The sequence below is a fragment of the Mycobacterium liflandii genome (assembly GCF_022354805.1).
GTDB lineage: Bacteria > Actinomycetota > Actinomycetes > Mycobacteriales > Mycobacteriaceae > Mycobacterium > Mycobacterium marinum.
Genome location: NZ_CP023138.1, coordinates 5,586,400 through 5,608,905 on the forward strand (window position 1 = coordinate 5,586,400; position 22,506 = coordinate 5,608,905).

Consider the following 22,506-nt stretch of genomic DNA (forward strand, 5'->3'; position numbering starts at 1 on the left):
TCGACACCGATGACCGCACCGCCTCAAGAAACCTCCGTCGTCGCCGGGGAACGCGCGGTACCCGTTGTCAGTCCCGGACCGCTGGTGCCGATCGCGGATTTCGGGCCGGTCGACCGGTTGCGCGGCTGGGTGGTGACCGGCGTAATCACGCTGCTCGCCGCGGTGACCCGGTTCCTGAACCTGGGTTCGCCGACCGATGCCGGCACGCCGATCTTCGACGAGAAACACTACGCACCGCAAGCCTGGCAGGTGCTCAACAACCACGGCATCGAAGACAACCCGGGGTTCGGCCTGGTCGTTCATCCTCCCGTCGGCAAACAGATGATTGCGATCGGTGAGGCCCTGTTCGGGTACACCGGATTGGGGTGGCGATTCAGCGGCGCGCTGCTGGGCGTGGTCATGGTGGCGCTGGTGGTGCGGATAGTGCGCCGCATCACCCGGTCAACCCTGGTCGGAGCCATTGCCGGACTACTGCTCATCTGTGACGGCGTCAGCTTCGTGGCCGCCCGCACCGCGCTGCTCGACGGCTTCCTGACGTTTTTCGTGGTGGCCGCCTTCGGCGCGCTCATCGTCGATCGCGATCAGGTGCGGGCGCGCATGCACGTCGCCATGCTGCAGGGACGTATCGGCGAGACGGCCTGGGGCCCGCGGCTGGGGGTGCGGTGGTGGCGCTTCGGTGCCGGAGTGCTGCTGGGCCTGGCCTTCGCCACCAAGTGGTCTGGTCTGTATTTCATCGCGTTCTTCGGCGCCATGTCGCTGGCGTTCGACGTGGCGGCGCGGCGTCAGTATCGGGTGCCCCGGCCATGGCTGGGGATGTTGCGTCGCGACCTCATCCCCACCGGATATGCGCTGGCGCTCATCCCGTTCGGGGTCTACCTGGCCTCCTATGCGGGGTGGTTCGCGTCGGAGACTGCGATTGACCGCCACCAGGTGGGCCTGACCATCGGTCCCGATAGCGTGGTTCCGCTGCCCGACGCCATTCGGTCGCTCTGGTACTACACCGCCAAGGCGTTTCACTTCCACGCCACCCTGACGAATTCCGCCGGCAATCACCACCCATGGGAGTCCAAGCCGTGGAGCTGGCCGATGTCGTTGCGCCCGGTGCTTTATGCCATCGATCAGCAGAACGTTCCCGGCTGCGGTCCACAGTCCTGTGTCAAGGCCGAGATGCTGGTCGGCACGCCCGCAATGTGGTGGCTGGCCGTGCCGGTGTTGCTCTACGCGGCGTGGCGAATGTTTGTGCGCCGGGACTGGCGTTACGCGGTCGTCCTGGTTGGCTACTGCGCCGGGTGGTTGCCCTGGTTCGCCGACATCGATCGACAGATGTACTTCTTCTATGCGGCGACCATGGCCCCATTTTTGGTGATGGCCATCGCGTTGATTCTCGGTGACATCCTCCACCAGCCCGGCCAGGGCAAGGAGCGGCACACCTTGGGGCTGATCTTCGTCTGCTGCTACATCGCGTTGGTGGCGACAAACTTCGCGTGGTTGTTTCCGGTGCTCACCGGTCTGCCGATCTCACAGCAGACCTGGGACATGCAGATGTGGCTCCCCAGCTGGCGCTAGGGCAAGGGGTCTCGGGCGACCGGGCATGACATGCACCGCGGCCCGCCCCGGCCGGTACCCAACTCGGATCCGCCGATGGTGAGCACTTCGATGCCCGCCGCCTCGAGGCGCGCGTTGGTCTGGGCATTGCGCTCGTAGGCGACGACGACACCCGGCGCCAACGCCAGTGTGTTGTTTCCGTCGTCCCACTGCTCACGTTCGGCGACAACGGGATCGATACCGGTCCCGATGACCTGCAGCTTTTCGATGCCCATCGCACGGGCGGCCGCCTCCACGAACGGAGCCGCATCGCTGATGGTGACGCCATCGGGCTGGCGCTCGATGGTGAAGGCCGTGAGCTCATCGACGACGTTCGCGTACATCACCACCTTGTCGACGTCGACCATCGTGCACACGGTATCCAAATGCATTTGGGCACGCCGCTGAGCGATCGGCACGGCCAGCACCGTGTGGGCGAGGTCGTCATCAAAAAGGCTCCGCGCCAATGCTTCCGCACCGGCCGGCGTGGTTCGCTCCCCCACCCCGACGGCAACCACGCCGGGAGCCAGTAGCAGCACGTCACCGCCCTCGACGGGAGCGGTGCGCGACTCGTAGGCGCGGCGTATTCCGGTGAAGCGCGGGTGATGGGCGTAGATGATGTCGGTCAGCGACGCCTCGCGTACGCGCGCCCGCATCGCCAGCGACGGGATGACAAACCGCGGCCCGATCCATATCGACGAGTCGCGGGTGAACAGCAGATTCGGCAGGGGCTCGATGACAAAGTCCGCGTCATGGTGCATCCGAACCACCAGCGACACGTCGGTGCGGGCATCGGCCGGAAGCTCGTTGAACGTCATCCCGGCGGTCAGGACATGCGACAGCCGAACCGGGTCCAGACCACGCAGGTAAGCGGAAAGCTCTTGCGCCAAGGGTATTCCAAGCCGACGCGAATCCACGGCGGCCGCGACCCCCTGCATGCGGGCGGCGCCGCTGTGCAGCGCCTCGGTCAGCAGCTCGGAAAGCAACAGCACTTCCACACCACGAGAGCGCAGCAGCTCGGCGAATTGGTCATGCTCCTCCTGCGCCCGCGATACCCACGGCAGCCCATCAAAGAGCAGCTGGTCGCTGTTGCGCGGGGTGAGCCTGCGCAATTCGGTTCCCGGGCGGTGCAGGATGACGACCTTCAGCGTTCCCACTTCGGAATTGGAGCCCAACTCATCAACCACAACTCAAACCGTAGCGGTGCCGGCTTCACCGGTCGCGCCGTACGTCGCCATCGAACTGATGTGCGATAAGCTCGGTGCCGTGGCGTTCGCGGTACAGGGCTCGCTATTCGAGCACAACGAGCGAAGACAACTCGGCGACGGCGCCTTCATCGATATCCGCGCGAACTGGCTCAGAGCCGGCGATGACCTGCTGGAGGCGTTGATATCGCGCGTTCCTTGGCGATCCGAGCGGCGCCAGATGTATGACCGGGTGGTGGAGGTGCCCCGGCTGGTCAGTTTTCATGACCTGATGATCGAAAAGCCGCCGCACCCCGAGCTCGCCCGGATGCGGCGGCGGCTCAACGACATCTACGGTGGCGAACTGGGCGAGCCCTTCACCACCGTCGGACTGTGTTGCTATCGAGACGGTTCCGACAGCGTCGCCTGGCACGGCGACACGATCGGCCGCAGCAGCACCGAGGACACCATGGTCGCGATCGTCAGCCTTGGCGCCACCCGCATCTTCGCGCTGCGCCCGCGCGGCGGCGGAGCGTCGTTGCGGCTTCCACTGGCGCATGGGGATCTGCTGGTGATGGGCGGATCATGTCAGCGCACCTGGGAGCATTCGGTACCCAAGACATCAACCCCGGCGGGCCCGCGGGTCAGCATCCAGTTTCGGCCGCGCGGCGTGTGCTAGCGGCGCCGGCGAAACCTCAACAACCTCAACGACGCACCGCTTGCACCGCTTTGACGAGTAGGTCGCGGGCGCGGTGGGTGTCTACCGGCGCCACGTTCTGGCCCGGGACGACGAGCGGATTGGCGATGACGTTGAGCTGATAGTCACCGAATTGCGCGGAGAAATCGTAAAGCTCGCCGGTGTGCGCCGATCCGTCCACCAGGGCCTGAAGCACGCGATGCACACCGAGTGTGTGCACCCCCTCGATGTGCGGGGCTTCGACCACCTCAATGCCGCCGCGTACCCCGGCACCGGAGAAAGCGATCTTGGCGCACTCCTTACCCGGGTCATTGGTCGGCAGGGTCTGCGAGGTCTCCACCGCGATGACGACGAATCGATTGCCATTGCCTTCGGCGGTGACAGCGGCCATATTGCCCTGCAAACCGGGTGGCAGCGGTGGCCCCACGGCCGCTGTCGCGCAGATGGCCGGATCGAAGGTCAGTCCGTCGGGCAATTTGCGGGCGGCAAAGAACTGCGGATCGATAGCCCGGGGCGGGATCTCGCTGACTTTGAAGTCCGGTCCGAAACTCGATTTGAGTTCCGTAACTCGGGAGATGTCGGCGGTCATCGAAGGCGCGGCTCCGTGCGAACACCCGACAAGCAAGCACACCAATCCGAGCGCCAGCGCCACCTTCGACATCGTGGCTACCCTACCCAACGCGAAAGGTCAGCTTCGTAACATTGCCACCGTTTTGACCAGCAGATCCGCGGCGAACTGCGGCGGCAGCGGCGGCAGCACCGAACCCGGGTCGGTGGTCACTGCGGTGAACGCATAGTAGTCGCCCAGATAGGCGGTGAACGTGTATGTCTGCGAGTCGATTTCGGTGCCGGCTTCCACCGGTGTCCGAACCCTGGCAACCATGCCCAGCGTTCGGGCGCCCTCGATGCGGGGAGCTTCGACCAGCTCGACGTTGGCCCGGGTGCTCCCGTCGGACATGGTCCATTGCGCACACTCAGCGACCACGCTGTCGTCCACGATCACCGGGCCCGACGGCACCGAGACCACCACCGCATTGACGATGCCGCCGGCGCCCGAACCGGACACCCCCTGGGCGAACTGGTCGCGCCCATCGCCCGGATCGGCAAGCGTCGCGCATCGCGCCGGCGTGGCGGTCGCACCGGCCCCCAGATGCCAGAGCGCGCGCGGTGGCGCGCCTTCGGGGACATCACTGCCCACTTCGTAGCCGGGCGGCAGTTCGCGGGCGACCCGCTTGATGTTGGCCGGGTTGATGACGGCGGAGCGCGCCGCCGGGGAGGATCGCACCGGCACGATCACCGGCGCCGGGGACCGCGCGCATGAGCCCACCAGCAGGATGGCCAGCAGACCGATCCAGAGCGGGCGCATGACCGTTCACATCACGCCGCGTGGGCCCCGTCAGGGGGTTCGCCGGTGCTTGAGTCCGCACCGGCCCCCGATCAGCTCACCGCCTCGATCACCTGGCGCGCGACGCGCCTGATCTGGCCGGCCATCTCGCGCCCGAAGCCCAGATCGCGCGGGCCGGGCACATCGATGACCGTGGTGATGACCCCGACGTCCTCGCGCTGCCAGACCGCGCCGTGGCGGTCCATGATGGTTCGCATCGGCAGGTTGTCGGCGAGCATCCGCGCGGAGAACCTGGCCACACCGTCGACGCGGGCGGCCACCGCTAGGGCGCCGATCAGAAAGCTGCCGATGCCCTTGCCCTGGTAGGCGTCGGCGACGGTGAAGGCGATCTCGGCAACGGCCGGATCGACGCTGTCGCGGATGAAGCGTGCGTCGGCCACCGGATCACTGCCGTCGACCATCACCCAGACGAAGTGGTCCACGTAGTCGACCTCGGATAGGTAGTGCATCATCGCCAAATCGGGCACCCGGGCCGACATGAATCGCCGGTAGATCGTCTCGCTGGAGAAATGAACGTGCCCGTGCACGGTGCGTTCACTGTCGCCGGGCAGGACTGGGCGCAACATCAGCTGCGTGCCATCGCGCAATGGCACCGGGATCGGGGTGATGAAGGCGGCCAATCGCTGGCGGACGGTGCGCACCAACCGATCCATGATGCCGGGTATGTGAACCATCAGGTCAAAGGCGTCGGTGCCGCCGATCCAGCCGGTCAGCGGCTCGACCGTGGTGACGGTCGCGGTGCGCGGGACGTTACGCAACAGCGCGATTTCGCCGACGATCATGCCTGGCAACGCCTGCTCGACGATCACCACGCCGTCGTCGCCAACGTGGATGACCTCGGCGCTGCCCGACGAGATGAGCAGGAATGAGACCGCCTGCTCACCCTGGCGCATCAGGATCTGCCCGGCCGCCGCCCGCAGCGGCGCAAGGCGGGCCGCCAAGGGCATGAGATCCTGCGCTGCGCATCCGGCAAAGATGTCCATGCCGCGAGTTCTCCTACCCACGCGCCGGTCACTTCGGCCATCCCGTCCAATCCGCCACAGCGCCAAGCAGGGCTCGCCGTCCGCTCCGACCCAGGTTATGGCGTTGCGTGCCACCGCGGCAATACGCCACCGGCGCCCTTTGGCCCGGCACCGGCGAGTCGGGCCGGACTCGGCATCAGAATGGGCAGATGGACCAGACACCAGGGCACCGGCTATGAGTGCCACCCCAGATCCGCGCGAGGTGACCCGCGGCCTGCTCACCGAGCCCGGCGATCTATGGCACGGCTTCCTCGACGTGCTGGGTGAATCCACCAGTTCACCCGTTCCCACGGTTGCCCAACGGGCCATGAACAGTCGCTTCGTCGCGACCGTGTACGAGCGGTTGTGGCGTCCGGCGGCCTTCTACCTCGCCAGCGGCGTCACCACACGAGCCGAGCAACACCGGGCGGCGGCAGCGTTGCATCTGTCGACCGCCCACCGCCTACTCGACGTCGCCTGCGGCCCAGGAAATTTCACCGCCCCGTTGGTCAAGCAGCTGCCGGCCGGAAGCCTGGCGGTGGGGCTCGATATTTCCGAGCCGATGTTGACTCGGGCGGTGCTGGACAACAGCGGACCACAGACCTGTTACGTGCGCGGCGACGCCCGCATGTCGCCGTTCGACGACGAAACGTTTGACGCTGTTTGCTGTTTCGGCGCGCTGTACCTGATGCCCGAGCCGTTCCGGATCGCCCGCGAGATGGTCCGGGTGCTAGGCCCCGGCGGCCGCATCGCGATTCTCACCACCTACTCCGGGCAGCGGGCACCGATCCGCCATGCGCTCGATGCCGCGGCCGGCGCCATCGGGCTCACCATGTTCGACCAGGACAGCTTCGTCGACCTGTTCTCCTCAGCCGGTCTGGTCGACATCGACCAGCAGACCCAACGTGGGCTGCAGTTCGTGGTCGCCGCGAAACCGAAGTAGGCCCGACGCACGGTGGCGGACCAGGCCGGCCCGCACTACGAGGCGACCTGGCAAACACCGAGCAGCCGCGCCACCGGGGCGCCGGCCTCGTATTCCAGAATCCAGGGATCGCTGCCACCTGGCCGCTCGGAGGTGAGCTTGATCATCACGGGCTGCCCGGTGCGCCGGGACATCTGGGTGCAATCGACCTGGAACAAGCGGTAGTCGCCGCGGTGCTCGATGGCCAGCGAAAAACCCGGCTCCACGGATTCAACGGGCACCATCTGCAGGTAGTACTTCGTGCTCATGCCAGCGACCCTAGGACCGATGCGATCCTGAGCCGCCCGGCAAAACACCGTCTTAGCAAATGCTCAGCTGAATTTTGGATCATCATCAGACTTGGCGCCCGGGCCGTGTCGTGACTACGACGAGGGCGGCGACAGCACGTGGATGACGTCGCGCAGCGGCTCAGGGGAAGTCGCCAACGCGCCGGTGAACGGATGGCCGAGCTCCAGTAGCAAGAACAGGTTCACCGCCACCAAGACCCCCACGGTAGCGACCAAGGTGTAGTGAATGCGGGGCTGTTCGACGCCGAAGACGATCGAGCAGCCCAACACCAACCCACTGGTCAACAGGATGACCGACCACAACAGCCAGGACGGCCCCTCGTCGGTGCAAGCTTGAATCACCCGTTCCACCCGGGCCTGGTACATCTTTTCCAGGTTTCTGAAAGATGCGGCGAGAAAAATCTTTTGGGTGTCATCGCGCGGTTGCACCTGCTGGTAGGCGGCGTAGAGATCCTGCAGAGTGGAGTCCGCCTGCGGGTAGTCGGATCCGCTTGCGGCGATGGGCCATTCCGCCACGGCGGCGCGCTCGTACTGCAGTAGGGCGAGCCGGATCCGGTCGCGGTCGGCGGTGTCGAAAACGGTGAGGTCTCGCGCCAGCTGGATCGCCGCCGCCCCCTCGCTGCGGGCCTGAGAATCCTCGTTGTTGATCTGGCTCCAGAGCGCCGACACCATGAATCCCACAAAGAAGGCGTAGACGAATCCGATTACGCCGTAAGCGAATCGGGTGGCATCATTGTGTGCGTCCTGGGTTAGTTTCGGGAACCGGCGCCGCACGATCATCTGGATCAGCACCGCCCCGCCCGCCACCAGGATGACCAAGGCGACCAGCAGCAGCCATGCCGGGATGTTGATCACTACCCAACGACTCACCATCGCAGGCCTCCGAGAACGACACAGGGTGGACACGCAGGCAGGCATTTCGACTTCATGCGCGGATCACCAGTAGCGTTCATCATCATGCTCGACATCTTGGACATTCGGTGACAGTCGCCGCGTTTGTCCTCGGCATCGTCGCGACCGTACTGGCGGTGGCGTCGATTACCTGGCAGGCGATGTTGCTACGGGGCGCACGACCGAGGTTGACGCCGATAGTCGGCCTGCTGACACCCGACGGTTTGGTGACCAACGATGCCGGCTGCGACGTCCGCGAATCCCTGGCGTCCGCCGCGGAGAAACTGCACTCCGGCCCGTTTTTCATCGGCGTCAAGGTGGTCAACAGCGCGCGAACACCATGCCTGGTAACCGGCTGGGCGATACGCGCCGATCCTAGCGGCACATCATTGGTGCCGGTCGATCCACCGATCGGCGGTACCGAAGTGCCGCACGAGATTCCACCCGGCGCCAGCGCCATCTTCCTCACCGAGCTGCACCGCGCACACCGCTTCGCGGCGGCCACCGAACGTGTCGAGGATCAACCCCCGCGCATCGCGCTTACCGTGTCGGCCGGTGGACGTACCTATGCGACCCGGCCGGTCGCGCCCGCCTTGTTATCGCTCAGCGCGCAGACAACGCCTTGACCGCCCCGACCCGTTCCCGCGCCGGCCACTCGAACAGCCTGGCGGTGACATAGCACACACAGCGGGTTTCGCAAAAACTAGTTAAGTTTTTGGTTGATCCGATATTCTGAGCGCAGAAATTTACGGGCGTGACTAACAGACCGTACCTGGACGCCGACGGCCAGACTGGATCATACACCGCGCCCGCCTCGCGGCGGAAGGGATGGGCAGGGGGTCACGCCATCACGACCATCACAAATCCAGCTGCGCCGCCAGCGCCGCTGCTAGCAGCCTCACGATTCGAATCGCACCCAGCGGCCACGAGCTGAGGCATGAAGTGATTGACTTTGGCGCCCTGCCGCCGGAGATCAACTCCGCGCGGATCTACACCGGGCCCGGCCCCGGATCGCTGTCGGCGGCCGCGGCGAGCTGGGCGAGCCTGGCCGCCGAATTGCAGACCGCCGCGGGCTACTACCAATCGGTGGTCTCGGGACTCACCAGTGGCGGCTGGCTGGGACCGGCATCGCTCTCCATGGCATCTGCCTTCTGGCCGTATGTGACGTGGACGTCCATGGTGGCCACCCAGGCCGGCGAGGCCGCCAGCCAGGCCACGCTGGCCGTGGGAGCCTACGAGACCGCCCTGGCAATGACCGTGCCACCACCGGTGGTGGCCGCCAACCGGGTCCAGCTGGCAACACTGACCGCCACCAACTTCTTCGGTCAGAATTCGCCGGCAATCGCGGCCACCGAGGCCACATACAGCGAGATGTGGGCGCAAGACGCATTGGCGATGTATGACTACGCGGCAAACTCGGCAAGCGCGTGCGCGCTGACGGTGCTGAACTCGCCGCCGGAGGTCGTCAATCCGGCTGGGGCGGCCACCCAAACCACCGCGGTCACCCACGCAACCGCCGCCTCGGGAGCCCAGGCCGCCGCGGTCACGGGAACAGACCAGTTATCGCTGGCCGGACTGGTTTCCGCGGTTCCCACCATGCTCGGCGGGCTCGCATCACCCACCTCCGCGCTTACCGCGGCGACGTCGTCGCTACTCCCCGAACTCGGCACCACCCCGATCTACGCCCTGCCGAGCTATTTCATGGCGGCCGGCACCCCGCTGTATGCGATGTCGTCCATCCTGGGAATGGCACAGACCGCACAGGGCTTGGCGAACGGAGCTGCCGCGGCCGTGCAGGGGGCGGCGGCGGGGGCGAGCGCGCTCGGATCGTTGGGATCGGGCGTGGTGGGCGGCCTGGGCAACGCCGCCTCACTGGGCCCGTTGTCGGTACCGGCCAACTGGACCAGCGTCATCCCAACGCTGAACGGGGGCGCGATTTCCGGGCTACCCAACGCCGGGCTCGACGCCGCCAACGCGGCGCCAACAGTCCTTGGTGCGGCGCCGCGGGGAGCGTTGGCCGGCGCGCCCAGATCACCCGGGCCCCGATACGGCGTGGTCCCCACGATCATGTCGCGGCCGCCCTCTGGCGGATACGCGTAAGCCCCGCCATGAGCAGCGGGCGGCTGACTTCCCGGATTCCGTCGGGGATGGTGCACGCGGTGACCGCAATCGCACGGTGCCGGTCGCCGCACCCCGTTCCGGAAGGAGCGGCGAGTGACACTCGATGCCACCGCGGGCGCGGTCGCAATAGCCGCACCCCTGCCGGGCGAGACGGGAAGCGCGAGAACATGAACCAGGGCATCCGGTCTGCGCCCGCGGTGCGAATGGCCGTCAGCGGCACCATCGTCGAGCGCCACGAGTTCGATGAGGTGCTGTCGATCATCGCGTCACGCCTGCAACCCACCTCCCAGGGGTGCCTCTCGGTGGGCTCGGTGAATCTCGACCACCTCTTCCATTTCCGCAAAATCGCGGCCTCGCCCCGCGGCCGGCTGGAATGGCTGCTGCTGGCCGACGGCATGCCGATCGCATGGCGGGGCAAGCTGCTCACGGGCGAGCCATGGCCCCGGATCACCGGGGCCGACCTACTCCCCAGCCTGTTGGAGTTGGCCGAGCGCTCGGGTCAGCGCGTCGGCTTTTTTGGCGGCAGCGCCGGGACCCATCGGCTGCTCGCCGAGTCCTTGGCGACGCGACACCCGACACTGGCAATTTCGGGCATGTGGGCGCCGACCCCCGACGACATCGAATCATCGTCAGAACACCTGGCGGCCGCTATCCGCAACACAAGCACCGACATCCTGATCGTCAGCTTGGGCAAACCTCGCCAGGAACGGTGGGTCGACCAGCACGGCTTCGCGACCGGGGCCCGGGTTTTCCTGCCGTGCGGCGGTGCCATCGACTTCCTGGCCGGCGCCACCAACCGAGCCCCCGGTTGGATGCAGAAGGCCGGCCTGGAATGGCTGTACCGGTTGGCCAGCGAGCCCCGCCGGTTGGCCCGCCGTTATCTGTTGCAGGGCCCCATTGCCTTGCTCCGCGCGGCGCGCGCAGTTGATCTACTACCCCCACACCTACTGCGGGGGCCCGCCATCGAGTGATCATGTCGACATCCCAGCCTCCGTCCGCGACACCACCCAGCCCGAACCTGCGACTGCGTAAGGGAAAGCGGGCCAGCGTGACCTCGTTGCTGCACGGGCGAACCGGTGATTGTCCGGCAACTCCGGATCCCATGGGCTCGCCCAATCGCGACACGGTGCGGCGCTGGCGGCTGCAGTATTCACGCCGTCTGCGCATCACCGACTCGGCGATCGTCTTCGCGGCGGTCATGCTCGCGCAATACGTGCGCTTCGGCGATTCACCGAACAGATCGGGCTACCCGGGCCCGGTTATGACGCTGTTCTCGGTTCTGTTCGCGGCGCTGTGGCTGTCGTGTCTGGCGATCTTCAACACGAGATCACAGCACGTCATCGGGGTGGGAATCGACGAATACCGCCGAATCAGCAGCGCATCATTCTGGACATTCGGGGCCATCGCAATGGTCACCCTGCTCGCCAAGATCGACCTGGCCCGCGGCTATCTGGCGGTCGCCCTGCCGGTCGGCACCATCGCATTGCTGGCGAGTCGCAACGGGTGGCGCAAGTATGTCGGCCGCAAACGCGCTCGGGGCAAATGCCAGACGATCGCACTGGCTATCGGTGACCGGCAAGGGGTTTCGCGCCTCATCCAGGAACTGGTCCGCAATCCGCGCGACGGCTACTCCGTGGTCGGGGTCTGCATACCGGGCTACGGGTCCCCGCGCGGCGACGTGCTGCAGGTCGAAGGCCGCCAAGTCCCGATCCTGGGCGACGAATCGCACGCGATGGCGGCGATCGACGAGTGCGGCGCGGACACGGTGGTGGTGACCCAGACCGAGCAGTTCGGCGTGCACGCGATCAGGAACCTGATCTGGCGGCTGGAGACGCTGGATGTGGACCTGGTGGTGTCGCCGGGGGTGACGGACATCGCGCAGGCCCGACTGACCCTGCGCCCCGTGGCCGGCTTCCCATTGCTGCATGTCGAAAAGCCGCAGTATTCAGGGGCGCAACGGTTTCAGAAGCGGGCCTTCGACTTCTGCTTCGCACTGACAGCTCTGATCGCCGCATCGCCACTGCTCATCGCCGCCGCCGTCGCTATCAAGCTGACCAGCAAGGGGCCTGTCTGCTACCGCGCCGAACGCATAGGCATCAACGGCCAACCCTTCACCATGCTGAAACTTCGAACGATGGTGGTGGGTGCCGACAGCCAAATCGACCACCTGGTTTCCCGGAATGAGGGCGCCGGCGGCATTCTGTTCAAGATGCGCGACGATCCGCGGGTGACACCGATCGGCCGAATCCTTCGCAGATTCAGCGTCGATGAGATTCCGCAGTTCATCAACGTGGTCAAGCGGGACATGAGCGTGGTCGGGCCCCGGCCGCCGCTGAGTCGAGAAGTCGACAGCTACGACGGGGATGTCCGGCGGCGGCTGCTGGTGAAGCCGGGCGTTACCGGGATATGACAAGTCAGCGGCCGGTCCCAACTTTCCTGGGAAGAATCGGTCCGGCTGGATCTTTCCTATGTCGACAACTGGTCGATGGCAGGTGATCTCATGATCATCGCCAAAACCGTGAAGGCCGTTCTGGCCAGCCGCGGCGCCTACTAGGTGGCCCGCGAACCATGACCGAACCGACGGCGCCCAGCCCGGTTGTGCCATCGGTGCCGGTAGCACGGTTGGCGCAGGCGTTCTCGATCCAGCTCATCTGCCGGATACTCGGGATGCTGGCCTCGGTGGTCTCGGTGATGCTGACCGCGCGCTATCTCGGGCCCGGCCGTTACGGCCAGCTCACCATTGCGGTGGCGTTCATCGGAATGTGGGCGAGCCTGGTGGATCTCGGTATCGGCCGGGTCATCGTGCGCCGCGTCACCTCATCCCCCGACGATCTGGAACGCCTGGTCCGGATCTACAACGGCCTGTCCCTGGTCTATTGCATTCCGCTGACCCTGGTGGCGGCGGGATCTGGATTGCTGGTGTATCACGACCACGAGGTGCGAGCCATGCTCGTGGTGCTCTCGTGCCAGCTGCTCATCGTGACGATGCTGACGCGACTGGAACCGGTGTTCCTGGTCACCGTGCGGTTCACCGCCGTGGCCGTCTCCGACGTCGTCGGCCGGTTGGCGACGCTGGGCGTGATCAGCTTTCTGGTGGCCAGCCGAGCCGATGTCATCTGGTTCGCGGTACCGCAACTCATTCAGACGGCGCTGCAGTTGCTGATCCAGAGCCGCGCGGCGTCCCAGCGGGTCCGGCTGCGCCCCATCCTCGCGCTGCGCGAGGCCGCAGATCTCTTGCGGGAGAGCCTTTTTCCAATGGGCGTCACGGTCATCACCGTGCTGTACTGGCGCGTGGACGGGGTGATCCTGTCCCTGCTGAACACCCATTCCGAGGTCGGCGTTTACGGGTTGGCCTCCTCGATCGCACTCAACACCCTGGTCTTGTCGGTGTTCTTCCTCAAGTCCACGCTCTCCACCGCGACCGAACTGTATTCCCGCGACCTGGCGGCATTCGCCGGTTTCATCCGCCGTAGCGTCGAGCTGATGTATTTCCTTGCCGTGCCGATCGCCGTGGTCGGCGTGCTGGTGGCGCAACCCCTGATCCGGCTCCTGAGCAGCCAGGCGTTCGTCAGCCGCGGTACGCCCACGCTGGCCTTGCTGTTCATCGCGGTGGGGCTACGCTTCATCGCTACCACCCTCGGCGAGGGTCTGTTCGCCAGCCACAGTCAGCGGTTCTGGTTCTGGCTGTCGGTCGCCACCCTCACACTCAACATCGTCCTCAATCTCGCCCTGGATGGGCGCTTGGGCACCGTGGGAGCCGGGATCGCGCTGGTGTGTACCGAGTTGTTCAACATGACGATCGCCAGTTGGTGGCTGCATCGTCAGTGCGGCTACCACACACCGGTGCTGTTCTTGCTGCGGTTATCGGTCCCGACGGCGGCCAGCGTCGCGGTGGTCCTACTCCTGGCCGGTCACCACGTCATCGTCGTGCTGGCCGCCGCCGCGGTCGCCTATCTGGCGATCAACGCGGCCATCGGCCCGCTCACCTGGTCGACTATGGCCTCGTTACGGCCCAATGCGCAGCCCGAGCAGCTCACGCCATGACCGACGAGATGGACCGCGCGTATCTGCGGCGCCCGGTCGGCGACCCGGCCCCGCTACCCGCCGAGCGCTCGCTGGCGGTCCTGATCGTGATCGAGAACGGCCACGACCCGGTGCAGAGCTGCCTGCACAGCGTCGCGGAGCAGCTGCCCGGGCTCCCGGTCTACGTGTACGACAACAATGCTCAGGGATATCCCGGCCGGCAAGAACTAGCCGCCGGCCACCCAGCGGTGCACTGGATCTCGGGTCCGGCCGACGTCGGCTTCGCCGCGGCCTGCAACGCGTTGGCGCGGCAGTCGCCCGGCGATAGCGATCTCCTGTTACTCAAGGCCGATGCCCGGCTGCGGGGGCCGTTGACCCGCACCAGACAGTTGCTGCGCCAACCGGGAGTGGCAGCGGTCTCGCCGCTGGTGCGCGACGAGGCGGCACCGGATCGGCCGCCATGGGACATCGCGACCCAGCGGTTGACACTGGTCCGGGGCGTGGTCGAAGCGACCGGACTGTCTAGCTCGCTGCGGGCCACCCCCATCTCGCCCCTCTACCCCCAACGGCCCCGCGAATCACAAAGCGTCAGCGGCTATTTGAAGGCGACCTGCCTGGCCATCAGCCGTGCCGCGTGGAACGCCGTCGGCGGCTTCGACGAGGAGTACTTCAGCCACGGCGCCCCGGCCGATTGGCAAGCGCGTGCCCGCGCGGCGGGCTGGCGGGTGCTGCTGGCCGACGAACTCGGCGCCCAGCAGGGCGGCGCGCCGCCGACCGGCGCCGAAACCGACCCGACCGTGACGGCCGGCGAACGCCGCCGCACTCGAGACGTGATCCGCGCCAACGACGCGCTACTGCTCGAGCATCAGTGCAGCCTGCATCACGCGAACGCGTACTTGGCCACCACCAAGGTGCTGCAGCGGCTGCGCCGGGCCCAGCGCCGCGCGATCCGCAATACGGATGCCGGCAAGCGCCGCCCGGCGATCGTGATCGCCACCAACCGATTGGTCTACGGCGGCGCCGAGCGGCAAAAGGCATTGCTGGCGGCGGAATTGGACCGCCGCGGCTACCCCGTCACCATCGTGTGCGTGCAGCGGTTCGGCCCGCTGATCAAGGAGATCCCGGACACCGTCCGCGTGGTGCGCCAACCCTGGTGGGCACCGATCGTCGACGTTGGGCCTGGTCCAGCCGTGCTGATCAGCGGTGACACCAACACCGAGACCGGCTTCGCCACGCTGTGGCGCGCGGCCGGCCGCCGGCGGCGCTGGCTGGTCGCGGCCCACATCCCGCCACTCGAGGATGGGCCCATCTATTCCCGGCCGCTGACCGCCGCGATGCGCCGTGCGGACGGTTTAATCGTGCTGGCACAACGCCATTGGGACATGTTGACCCCCTACCATCGCCTTGGCGGACCACGGTTCGTCGCACCCAACGGCGTCGCGGTGACCGACCGCCCGGCCGGTCGCAGCAGGCCGGCCGGCGCACCGCCGCATCTGGTCATGCTTTCGCGCATCGTCGAGCACAAGAACCCGCATCTGCTGATCGAAGCGCTCAGCGGGATTACCGAACTACCTTGGACTCTTTCCATTTTCGGTGACGGACCGGACCGCGAGCGGTTGCAGGCCCGCACTCCCGAACGGCTGCGTGATCGCGTCCATTGGCGCGGCTGGTCACCCGGGCCCGGGCCGGCTCTTGCCGATGCCGACCTGCTCTGCGTACCGAGCCGCTCAGAGGCGTTCCCACTGGTAATTCTCGAAGCGATGGCACGGGCGGTACCGGTCGGGCGTCCGCGATTTGCGCCGTCCCGGAGATGCTGGATTTCGGCGGGGCGGGCTTTGTCGTCGAGCCGGTGACGGTGTCGGCCTGGCAAGAGCGGCTGGCCCAGATCCTGGCTGACCCCGGCGGGCTGCCCGCCGTCGGACAACGCGGTTTCGCGCGCATGCGCAAGCACTACACGGTGGCCGCGATGACCGACGCCTACCTGGACACCATCCACGCGGTGCTATGAACTCGCTTCGTCTGCTTTGGCTTTCACCGTGGATGCGGCCGCTGGCACGAATCCAGGCGGAGGCGCTGCGCAGCCGCGGGATCGACGTACTGCTGGTGACCACCGACCAACATCCCGAGTCGGACGCGGCCCGCGACTACGAGGTGGTGCTTGATCCGCGGTTGCGTGCGGCCGCCAGCTGGCCCGCGGGCGTCGCGGCCGGGCGCCGAGTGCGCGGGTACCGCCCGCACGTGGTGATCGCCGAGTTGGTTCGCGATCCGCGCTGGATCGCACTGGCCGGGCCGGCTCCTCGCATTCAGCTGGTGCACGACGACCGCCCGCACGACACGGCCGAACACCGGCGCGCCTACGAAAGGGCGATATTCGACCGCTGGGGCGCCCGTTCGGCGGCAACCATCACCTACAGCGACTATGTCGCCGGAGCGGTCGCCACGCGCCGTGATGTCGCCGGCACGCCGGTGCACGTGGTGCCCCTCACCAGTGACCTGGACCCCACACTGGTTCCGCCACTCGTGGGACCCGAGGACCGTCACGACTTCGTCATGATCGGCCGGCTGCACCCCTACAAGAACGCCGATGTGGTGCTCGAGGCTTGGCAACGCCATGTCGGCGGAAACGGCTGGCGCGGCGACGATCTGCTGCTCATCGGTGGACCATTCGATGCCCGCGCCCTGCCCGAGCACACCCGCTGGCTGCCCGGCGACTACCGCTACTGCGACGTTGTCGCGACCCTGGCCGCCGCGAAGGCCTCGGTTGCCCACTACCGTCGCGCGTCGCAAAGCGGCGTACAGGTGCTTTCAATGCAGCTGGGCGTCACACCCATCGTGTCGAACGCCGGCGGCCTGCCCGAATACCAGCCGCCCGGCTGCCCGCCAGTCGGCATCGACGATGTCCGCGGCCTCGCCGCCGCCTTCGACACGCTCGCCGAGCCGCTCACCGCGGCGCGCTACTACCAGCAGCGCTTCGCCGTCGACCGGGCCGCGCAAGCGTTGCTGGCCGTCATCGAGGAAGTGGCCACCCGGCGGCCCTAGAGCGGGCCGCGATCTCATTTCTCGGCCACCACCGAAATGGTGCCCGAGAAAACACCCAGCTTGCAGAGCATGTTTGCACAAAGACGGCGCAGCCAGTGGGCGCGCAACCCGCACAACACCTTCTCCACGAATAGCACCATCCGCAGAAACAGGACTCCCACCCGCTCGGGTTCGGCGAGCTTCCTTGCCCCCACAGCGACGAGCAGAAGCCGGAACCTTCGAGGCACAAATCCGTAGCGCACCGCGCTGAAGCCGGCCCGCTTCGTGACCTCAACGATTTCGCGGCAGTCATATTCTTTGAGGTGCATTCCCTCCGGCTCAGCGCGTTTGAACACGCGCGAGACGTCGTGCGGCCCGGTGTATTTACTGGGCATGTTGAATATGTAGCGCCCACCCGTCTTCAATATGCGATGGACGCTGTGCAGGTGGGTCTGCAGGTCATCGGGATGTAGGTGCTCGATCACCTGATCCGAGACCACCACATCGTAGGTCTGCGCGGGCTCGAACCGATCCAGATGGACTCCGTCGGATACTCCCCAGGACAGGTTCTCGTGCGAGTCCGAGAGCAGCGCGGGTCCACGTTCGCGGGTGATCTCCGTGGCCTTGCAGTCATAGCCGTTGAGGGCCAGGAACGAGATGAGACCGGCTTTGCCCGAACCGATTTCGTATATCGACTGCGGCGGTGGCCCGATGAGTTCCAGCCATCTTCCGAATCGCTCTTGTGCAGATGCTGATGACGCGGTGTCGGAGAACTCGTTGAGCCACGTCAACTCGGTGTATAGACGCGTGTAGCACCGGTCGAACGTTTCCCATCGGGTTTCGGGATCCGATTGCAGCAGCTCGCGCGTGAGCCGCTTCTCCAAGTTCCAATGCTCCAGGATCATGAGTTCGGTGATATCCGCCTCGGCCGCAATGCCGTACGTTTGCTTGTAGCGCGCGATTAACTTGTCGCCCCGCGGTTCCACAAAAGCTATTCCCTTGCTATCCGGGCTATCTGAGCTATCTGAGCTATCTGGGCTATCCGGGCTATCTGCGCCGCAGGGGGCCGAGCCGGCTACGGAACAGGATCACCCCGGCGCCGACGACGGCCGCAACAAGCCAGGCGCCACCAAACCACCAAATCCATCCCGAGCCGGAACGCTGCTCGGATGTCGCGTCGTCCACCGAACCCGCGTTCGGACGTTCCACCACAACCGGGTCTTGCCCGGGCATGGCCACCAGCGCCACGCCCCTGATCCCGGGCCAGCGGGCGCTGTCGCCATCGAGCCACCCGAGAAGCCCGTCGAGCTGTTCGGGGGCGACATTGGACGTCGCCACCAGCAGCGACCGGCCGTGCTGGAAAACCGTTTGCAGAGAAGCAAATCGCAGTGCGGGGTCCAGGGTCAAGGTGGCCGGTTTGCCGTCCGACTTGACCGCGTTGATGGTGATCGGCCCGCCGGGTCCGGCCGAGACCGGAAGCACGATATCGGCGTGGTTCCATCCGTCGGCCGCAATCAATATCGCCGACTTCGACGAATCGATCGCTTGCTGCACGCTGGTCACGGTGGTCTGCAGCGGCACCGAACTGGTTCGCTGCAGACCAACCACAATCCTGACGGCGCGAGCGGTGTCGTCAAAGGAGTGCTCTTCGATGCCCACCTGGATCTGCGGCATCAGCGCTTGGGGCACCGATCGCAGTCCGTCGGGCACCGGCGGCGCCGCCGGGCTGCTCTGCACGGCGGTGTCGCCGTCGATGGTCAGGGTAAGTACGTGATCTCCCGCCCCGGCGGTGTAGAAATCTCCGCAGCGCCCAACGTTGCCCGACACATCCAGCATCAGGTCAACGCCGGTCCACCGTTGCAGGAGCCGATCCGGAACGTCCACCCAGCGGTCGATGACACCACTGCTTTCGGTTGGCCAGCGGTCGATGGTCTCCGCGCCGATCGTTGCGACGATCTGACCGGCCATACTCGGCGGTATCGGCGAGTATGAGCCTTGTAGATGCACCCGCATCGAGTGCACCGATCTCGCGAACCGAGTCTGGTCCAGCCCGATGGTCACCCGCGGCTGCAGTCCAACGGAGTTCAGGCCGGGCTGCCCGAGTTCGCGCAGCGTGGTGGTGTCACCGGGCAGGTGCAGGCTGGGCTTGAACGATCCCACCACGGCCTTGGAAGCCAGAGCCAGCTGGGACAGGCTGCTGAACAGCAACGTTATCGATGATTCCGCGGCCGAACCCAGCAGCCCGGAGATCAGCAGCCAGGGCACACCGGTGGCCCCCCGAAGGGAAAGCCCCTCGTCCTGCCCCTCTTTGATGACGACTTGGCGTTCCAGCGGTCGCGGCGGCGCCGGCGGGGCGAGCTCCCCCTCGGGCAACCGGACCACCGCGATTTCCGGGGCTTGTTTGCCGTAGTGGGCCGCCGCGGCGGCGACCAACTGGACCACCGCGTCGGACTCGGCCACCGACGGCGATGGCGGCACGAAGATGCTCAGCCGCCGCAGCACCGGCGGCAGGAAATGGGCCACCGTGACGGGCGGCCGCTCCACGCCGACGAAGCTTACCGAGCCGTTGACCAGGCTAAACGGGCTCCACGGGTAGACGCACAAGTCCTCCAATGGCACCAGGTAGGCCCGCAAGATCACGGTCACCGCGTCATCGACCACCGTTGCGTCGGCCAGCGGAATGACAATGGGCGATTGGTCCGCCGCGGGCAGGTTCACCCTCGCGATTTCGCGGTCGTTTTGGGTGACCGTGATCAAGCCGGAGCGCAGATTGACCGGCAGTACGGCGGTCGCGTTCAACGCAGTCGGTTTGAGCCCGTGCGGAGCGGGAATGGTCAGCTGCTGGGTGCCCTGCAGACCATAGAACGACAAGACGGAGTTGTATCCGAGACTGCTCAACCTCATGGTCGGCGCGTCCACGAGCGTGGTATCGGTCTCCTCGGGCGCACCCCAGGACGCCGGCGCGCTCAAGGCCAGGAATCCGACCACGCTGGCCAGCGCCAGAGCCATGCGAGCTATGCGCACAGAATTGCGGTACATCAATATGCCTCAATACGTTCCAGGAAATCCGGCCTGATCAACTTCCGCAGACACCAAAGATGTTCTGCCTCAAGGAAAATCGACGTCGCACAGCAAGCCGAAATGGTAATAGAGCCCCCCTCACAGGTGCACACTACTACAGATCGGCGCCGAACCTGTGGGTAACGTTCGACCTGGTCACGCGGCCGGCGAGGCACTCACGCGGTGTCGCTGACCCGCCTGAGCCAACCAACAAGCCGCGCCGCTGTTTGGTTGGCGCCACCGCGGATGGTTAAGGTGACGGCGTGGCCAAGCGCAGCGATCAACGGCCAACGCCGCGCGGCCACCGCCGTCGCTGCCAATACCGTCGCGACAAGCCCCAATTCACGAGGGCGCAGCAAACATACAGACATTCGGCGGTGCTCGATTGACCGGCGGGTTGCGAGACATTCTGTCCCCGTCGCGGCTCACCCACATCGTTGATGTCGGGGCCAGCCGAAGCTGCGGCGACTGGCCGTACACGGCCATGCTCAACGCAGGCCTGTGCCACCTCACCGGCTTCGAGCCGGGGCCCGAAGCGTTGCTCGAGTTGCAGCGCACGCGCGGCCCCAACGAGTCCTACCTGCCCTACACCCTCGGCGACGGCACGCCACAGACTTTGCAGGTCTGCCCGCCACCGGGGGGAATGACCAGCCTGCTCGAACCCGACCCGACAACGCAGGGGTTGTTCACGCTCTTCGATCCGTTCGGCAAGGTGATCGAGCGCCTCCCGATCCAGACTCATCGCCTCGACGACATCGGTGAAATCGAACATCTTGATCTCTTGAAAATCGATATCCAAGGCGGCAAACTGGCTGTTTTTCAGAACGGCCGGGAAAAACTGGCCGAAGCGGTGGCAGTTCAGACCGAGGTCTCATTCATCACCTTGTATCGGGATCAGCCGCGCTTCGGGGATGTCGACCTGGAACTACGCAGTCAGGGGTTTGTCCCGCACTGCATCCCCAACGCGGTGAAGAGATGGGTGATCGGCGACTTTGTCGTCGGCGGGAGTCCAAGCCGCCCACTGAACCAGATCCTGGAAACCGACATCGTCTACGTCCGGGACTTCTTTGACCCCGACGCGATGACCGCCGAACAGCTCAAGCACCTGGCAATGATTTCGCATCATTGCTATGGCTCGTTCGACCTGTCCTTCCGGTGCGTGCAGCTGCTGCAGGCCAGGGGCGCGGTGGGCCCCGCAAGCGCGCAACGCTACCTGGATATTTACCGGCGCGCGGTTCGCCACAAATCAGCGCTCTGGCGCGCGCAAAACGCCGCTAGCCGGCTAAAGCATCGACTGCGGGCGAGCGCCGCGAAGTGGACCCGTTCACCCGGTCGGGGTCGTTGAACTCTGGCCGAACCCGGCGGCGCGGTGCACGGCGTTGGCGGACTTGACCGGCTCCGCCTTGCGGATCACGTAGGTGAGGTTATTGTGCCGCCAGGCCAGAACACCAAAGGACAAGGCCCACAGCGCTTTTGCGTATGCCCGAACGATCCGGACCCGTAAGCCTTTGCCCCGGACGTAATAGGTGTGCCCGCGCTCTTCGACAATCGTGCACTCGTTGTTGTCGCAGAACGCCCGTATGCCGTGCCGGGAGATGACCGGCGCATGGTAGGTGCGAAACGGCGGATGGCCGGGCTTCCCGGCGTCGGGGTAACCCACGAAGTAGCGGTAGTAGGCCAGATGAGCCGAAAACGGTGTGTGCCGCGTGGTCCAGCCGTAGACCGCGTCGCGGTCCGGGATACGCAGCAGCAGCAGCCCGCCAGGTTTGAGCCCGTCGAGCATCAACGCGAGCGCGGCCTCGGCGTCGTGGATGTGCTCGAGCACGAACGAGCTGTAGATGACGTCGTAGCGCCCGGGCGGGATCGTTCCCTTGACGGTCAAATCACCCAGAATCGCCTCGTCGAGGTCTCCGACCTTCTCAACACGCCTTTGCAGCGCATCAGCATTGAGGTCGATACCGGTCAACCGATAATCGATGCCATCCAGATTGATTGGCCATTCGAGCCCACATCCGGCTTCGAGTATCTCCAGCGGACCGCCGAGACTTTTGATGACCGAGGAACACAGCGCCACTTCGTCGCTCCAGCTGTCGACGGTCTTCAAGTCCGTTCGACTGCTCATCTAGTCCCCTTAACGCTGGCCCGGTGCGACGGTAAACGCACAATTTCAGTATGTCGGCTCCGCCCGGTTGGGGCCCCGCCGGTGCCGCGGCCGCCGTTACCTATCCGTCGTGGTCGGTTTTGATGGCGACC

General features: G+C 66.0%; 17 protein-coding genes and 3 pseudogenes. 11 read left to right on the forward strand and 9 right to left on the reverse strand.

From position 1 onward, the window contains the following. Positions 1-9: 9 nt before the first annotated feature. Positions 10-1,566: a dolichyl-phosphate-mannose--protein mannosyltransferase gene (locus CKW46_RS24795; RefSeq protein ID WP_015356987.1), complete on the forward strand. Its 1,557-nt coding sequence runs from the start codon at positions 10-12 to the stop codon at positions 1,564-1,566. Here CKW46_RS24795 and arcA read toward each other — a convergent pair. Continuing rightward, on the reverse strand, positions 1,563-2,771 hold the full coding sequence (gene arcA / locus CKW46_RS24800; protein ID WP_015356988.1) for an arginine deiminase: 1,209 nt from the start codon (positions 2,769-2,771) through the stop codon (positions 1,563-1,565). The two genes, CKW46_RS24795 and arcA, sit on opposite strands and share 4 nt — an antisense overlap. Positions 2,772-2,850: 79 nt before the next feature. Between arcA and CKW46_RS24805 the strand changes: the two genes are divergently transcribed. Further along, on the forward strand, positions 2,851-3,447 hold the full coding sequence (locus CKW46_RS24805; protein ID WP_179953042.1) for an alpha-ketoglutarate-dependent dioxygenase AlkB: 597 nt from the start codon (positions 2,851-2,853) through the stop codon (positions 3,445-3,447). 25 nt (positions 3,448-3,472) lie between these two features. Here the strand turns inward: CKW46_RS24805 and CKW46_RS24810 are convergent, their stop codons facing one another. The 3 genes and pseudogenes from CKW46_RS24810 to pat all read right to left on the reverse strand — a co-directional run bounded on the left by CKW46_RS24810 (position 3,473) and on the right by pat (position 5,903). Beyond that, positions 3,473-4,126: a DUF5642 family protein gene (locus CKW46_RS24810; protein WP_015356990.1), complete on the reverse strand. Its 654-nt coding sequence runs from the start codon at positions 4,124-4,126 to the stop codon at positions 3,473-3,475. Positions 4,127-4,153: 27 nt separating this feature from the next. Further along, the gene (locus tag CKW46_RS24815; RefSeq protein ID WP_015356991.1) at positions 4,154-4,831 is read right to left on the reverse strand and encodes a DUF5642 family protein; all 678 of its coding nucleotides are present in this window, start codon (positions 4,829-4,831) and stop codon (positions 4,154-4,156) included. A gap of 71 nt (positions 4,832-4,902) precedes the next feature. Continuing rightward, positions 4,903-5,903, reverse strand: a pseudogene (gene pat / locus CKW46_RS24820) (acetyltransferase Pat). A 164-nt stretch (positions 5,904-6,067) separates the two neighbouring features. On the opposite strand from pat, the gene CKW46_RS24825 reads away from it, so the two are divergent. Beyond that, positions 6,068-6,814, forward strand: coding sequence for a class I SAM-dependent methyltransferase (locus CKW46_RS24825; protein WP_117435577.1), 747 nt, complete (start codon positions 6,068-6,070; stop codon positions 6,812-6,814). A gap of 35 nt (positions 6,815-6,849) precedes the next feature. Here CKW46_RS24825 and CKW46_RS24830 read toward each other — a convergent pair whose 3' ends face one another. Both CKW46_RS24830 and CKW46_RS24835 read right to left on the reverse strand, forming a co-directional pair. Continuing rightward, positions 6,850-7,101, reverse strand: coding sequence for a hypothetical protein (locus CKW46_RS24830; protein WP_117435576.1), 252 nt, complete (start codon positions 7,099-7,101; stop codon positions 6,850-6,852). Between the two features lie 114 nt (positions 7,102-7,215). Further along, complete coding sequence (locus CKW46_RS24835; RefSeq protein WP_020786150.1) at positions 7,216-7,995, reverse strand: bestrophin-like domain; 780 nt, start codon at positions 7,993-7,995, stop codon at positions 7,216-7,218. 125 nt (positions 7,996-8,120) lie between these two features. Between CKW46_RS24835 and CKW46_RS24840 the strand changes: the two genes are divergently transcribed. The 7 genes and pseudogenes from CKW46_RS24840 to CKW46_RS24870 all read left to right on the forward strand — a co-directional run bounded on the left by CKW46_RS24840 (position 8,121) and on the right by CKW46_RS24870 (position 17,214). Beyond that, entirely contained in the window at positions 8,121-8,657 is a 537-nt protein-coding gene (locus CKW46_RS24840; protein WP_015356994.1) for a hypothetical protein, read from the forward strand. Positions 8,658-8,973: 316 nt separating this feature from the next. Then, positions 8,974-10,131: a PPE family protein gene (locus tag CKW46_RS24845; protein ID WP_117435575.1), complete on the forward strand. Its 1,158-nt coding sequence runs from the start codon at positions 8,974-8,976 to the stop codon at positions 10,129-10,131. Between the two features lie 188 nt (positions 10,132-10,319). Beyond that, positions 10,320-11,123, forward strand: coding sequence for a WecB/TagA/CpsF family glycosyltransferase (locus CKW46_RS24850; RefSeq protein ID WP_117435574.1), 804 nt, complete (start codon positions 10,320-10,322; stop codon positions 11,121-11,123). 77 nt (positions 11,124-11,200) lie between these two features. Continuing rightward, positions 11,201-12,706: pseudogene (locus CKW46_RS24855) on the forward strand (sugar transferase). A gap of 14 nt (positions 12,707-12,720) precedes the next feature. After that, a complete protein-coding gene (locus CKW46_RS24860) occupies positions 12,721-14,196 on the forward strand; it encodes an oligosaccharide flippase family protein (RefSeq protein ID WP_117435573.1) in 1,476 nt (491 codons plus the stop codon). Further along, positions 14,193-16,183 (forward strand): annotated as a pseudogene (locus tag CKW46_RS24865) (glycosyltransferase). The gene CKW46_RS24860 and the pseudogene CKW46_RS24865 overlap by 4 nt, the downstream one beginning before the upstream one ends. Then, on the forward strand, positions 16,180-17,214 hold the full coding sequence (locus CKW46_RS24870) for a glycosyltransferase family 4 protein (RefSeq protein WP_015357000.1): 1,035 nt from the start codon (positions 16,180-16,182) through the stop codon (positions 17,212-17,214). The pseudogene CKW46_RS24865 and the gene CKW46_RS24870 overlap by 4 nt, the downstream one beginning before the upstream one ends. Before the next feature lie 14 nt (positions 17,215-17,228). Here the strand turns inward: CKW46_RS24870 and CKW46_RS24875 are convergent, their stop codons facing one another. Next, entirely contained in the window at positions 17,229-18,098 is an 870-nt protein-coding gene (locus CKW46_RS24875) for a class I SAM-dependent methyltransferase (RefSeq protein ID WP_252872297.1), read from the reverse strand. A 142-nt stretch (positions 18,099-18,240) separates the two neighbouring features. After that, positions 18,241-20,202, reverse strand: a complete 1,962-nt coding sequence (locus CKW46_RS24880) for a hypothetical protein (protein WP_117435571.1) — start codon at positions 20,200-20,202, stop codon at positions 18,241-18,243. 436 nt (positions 20,203-20,638) lie between these two features. Here CKW46_RS24880 and CKW46_RS24885 point away from each other — a divergent pair, with 436 nt between their 5' ends. Further along, positions 20,639-21,598, forward strand: a complete 960-nt coding sequence (locus tag CKW46_RS24885; RefSeq protein WP_015357003.1) for an FkbM family methyltransferase — start codon at positions 20,639-20,641, stop codon at positions 21,596-21,598. Here CKW46_RS24885 and CKW46_RS24890 read toward each other — a convergent pair. Then, positions 21,578-22,357 (reverse strand): class I SAM-dependent methyltransferase, encoded by a 780-nt coding sequence (locus tag CKW46_RS24890; RefSeq protein WP_238559436.1) that lies wholly within the window; start codon positions 22,355-22,357, stop codon positions 21,578-21,580. The genes CKW46_RS24885 and CKW46_RS24890 overlap by 21 nt on opposite strands. Positions 22,358-22,506 lie beyond the last annotated feature (149 nt).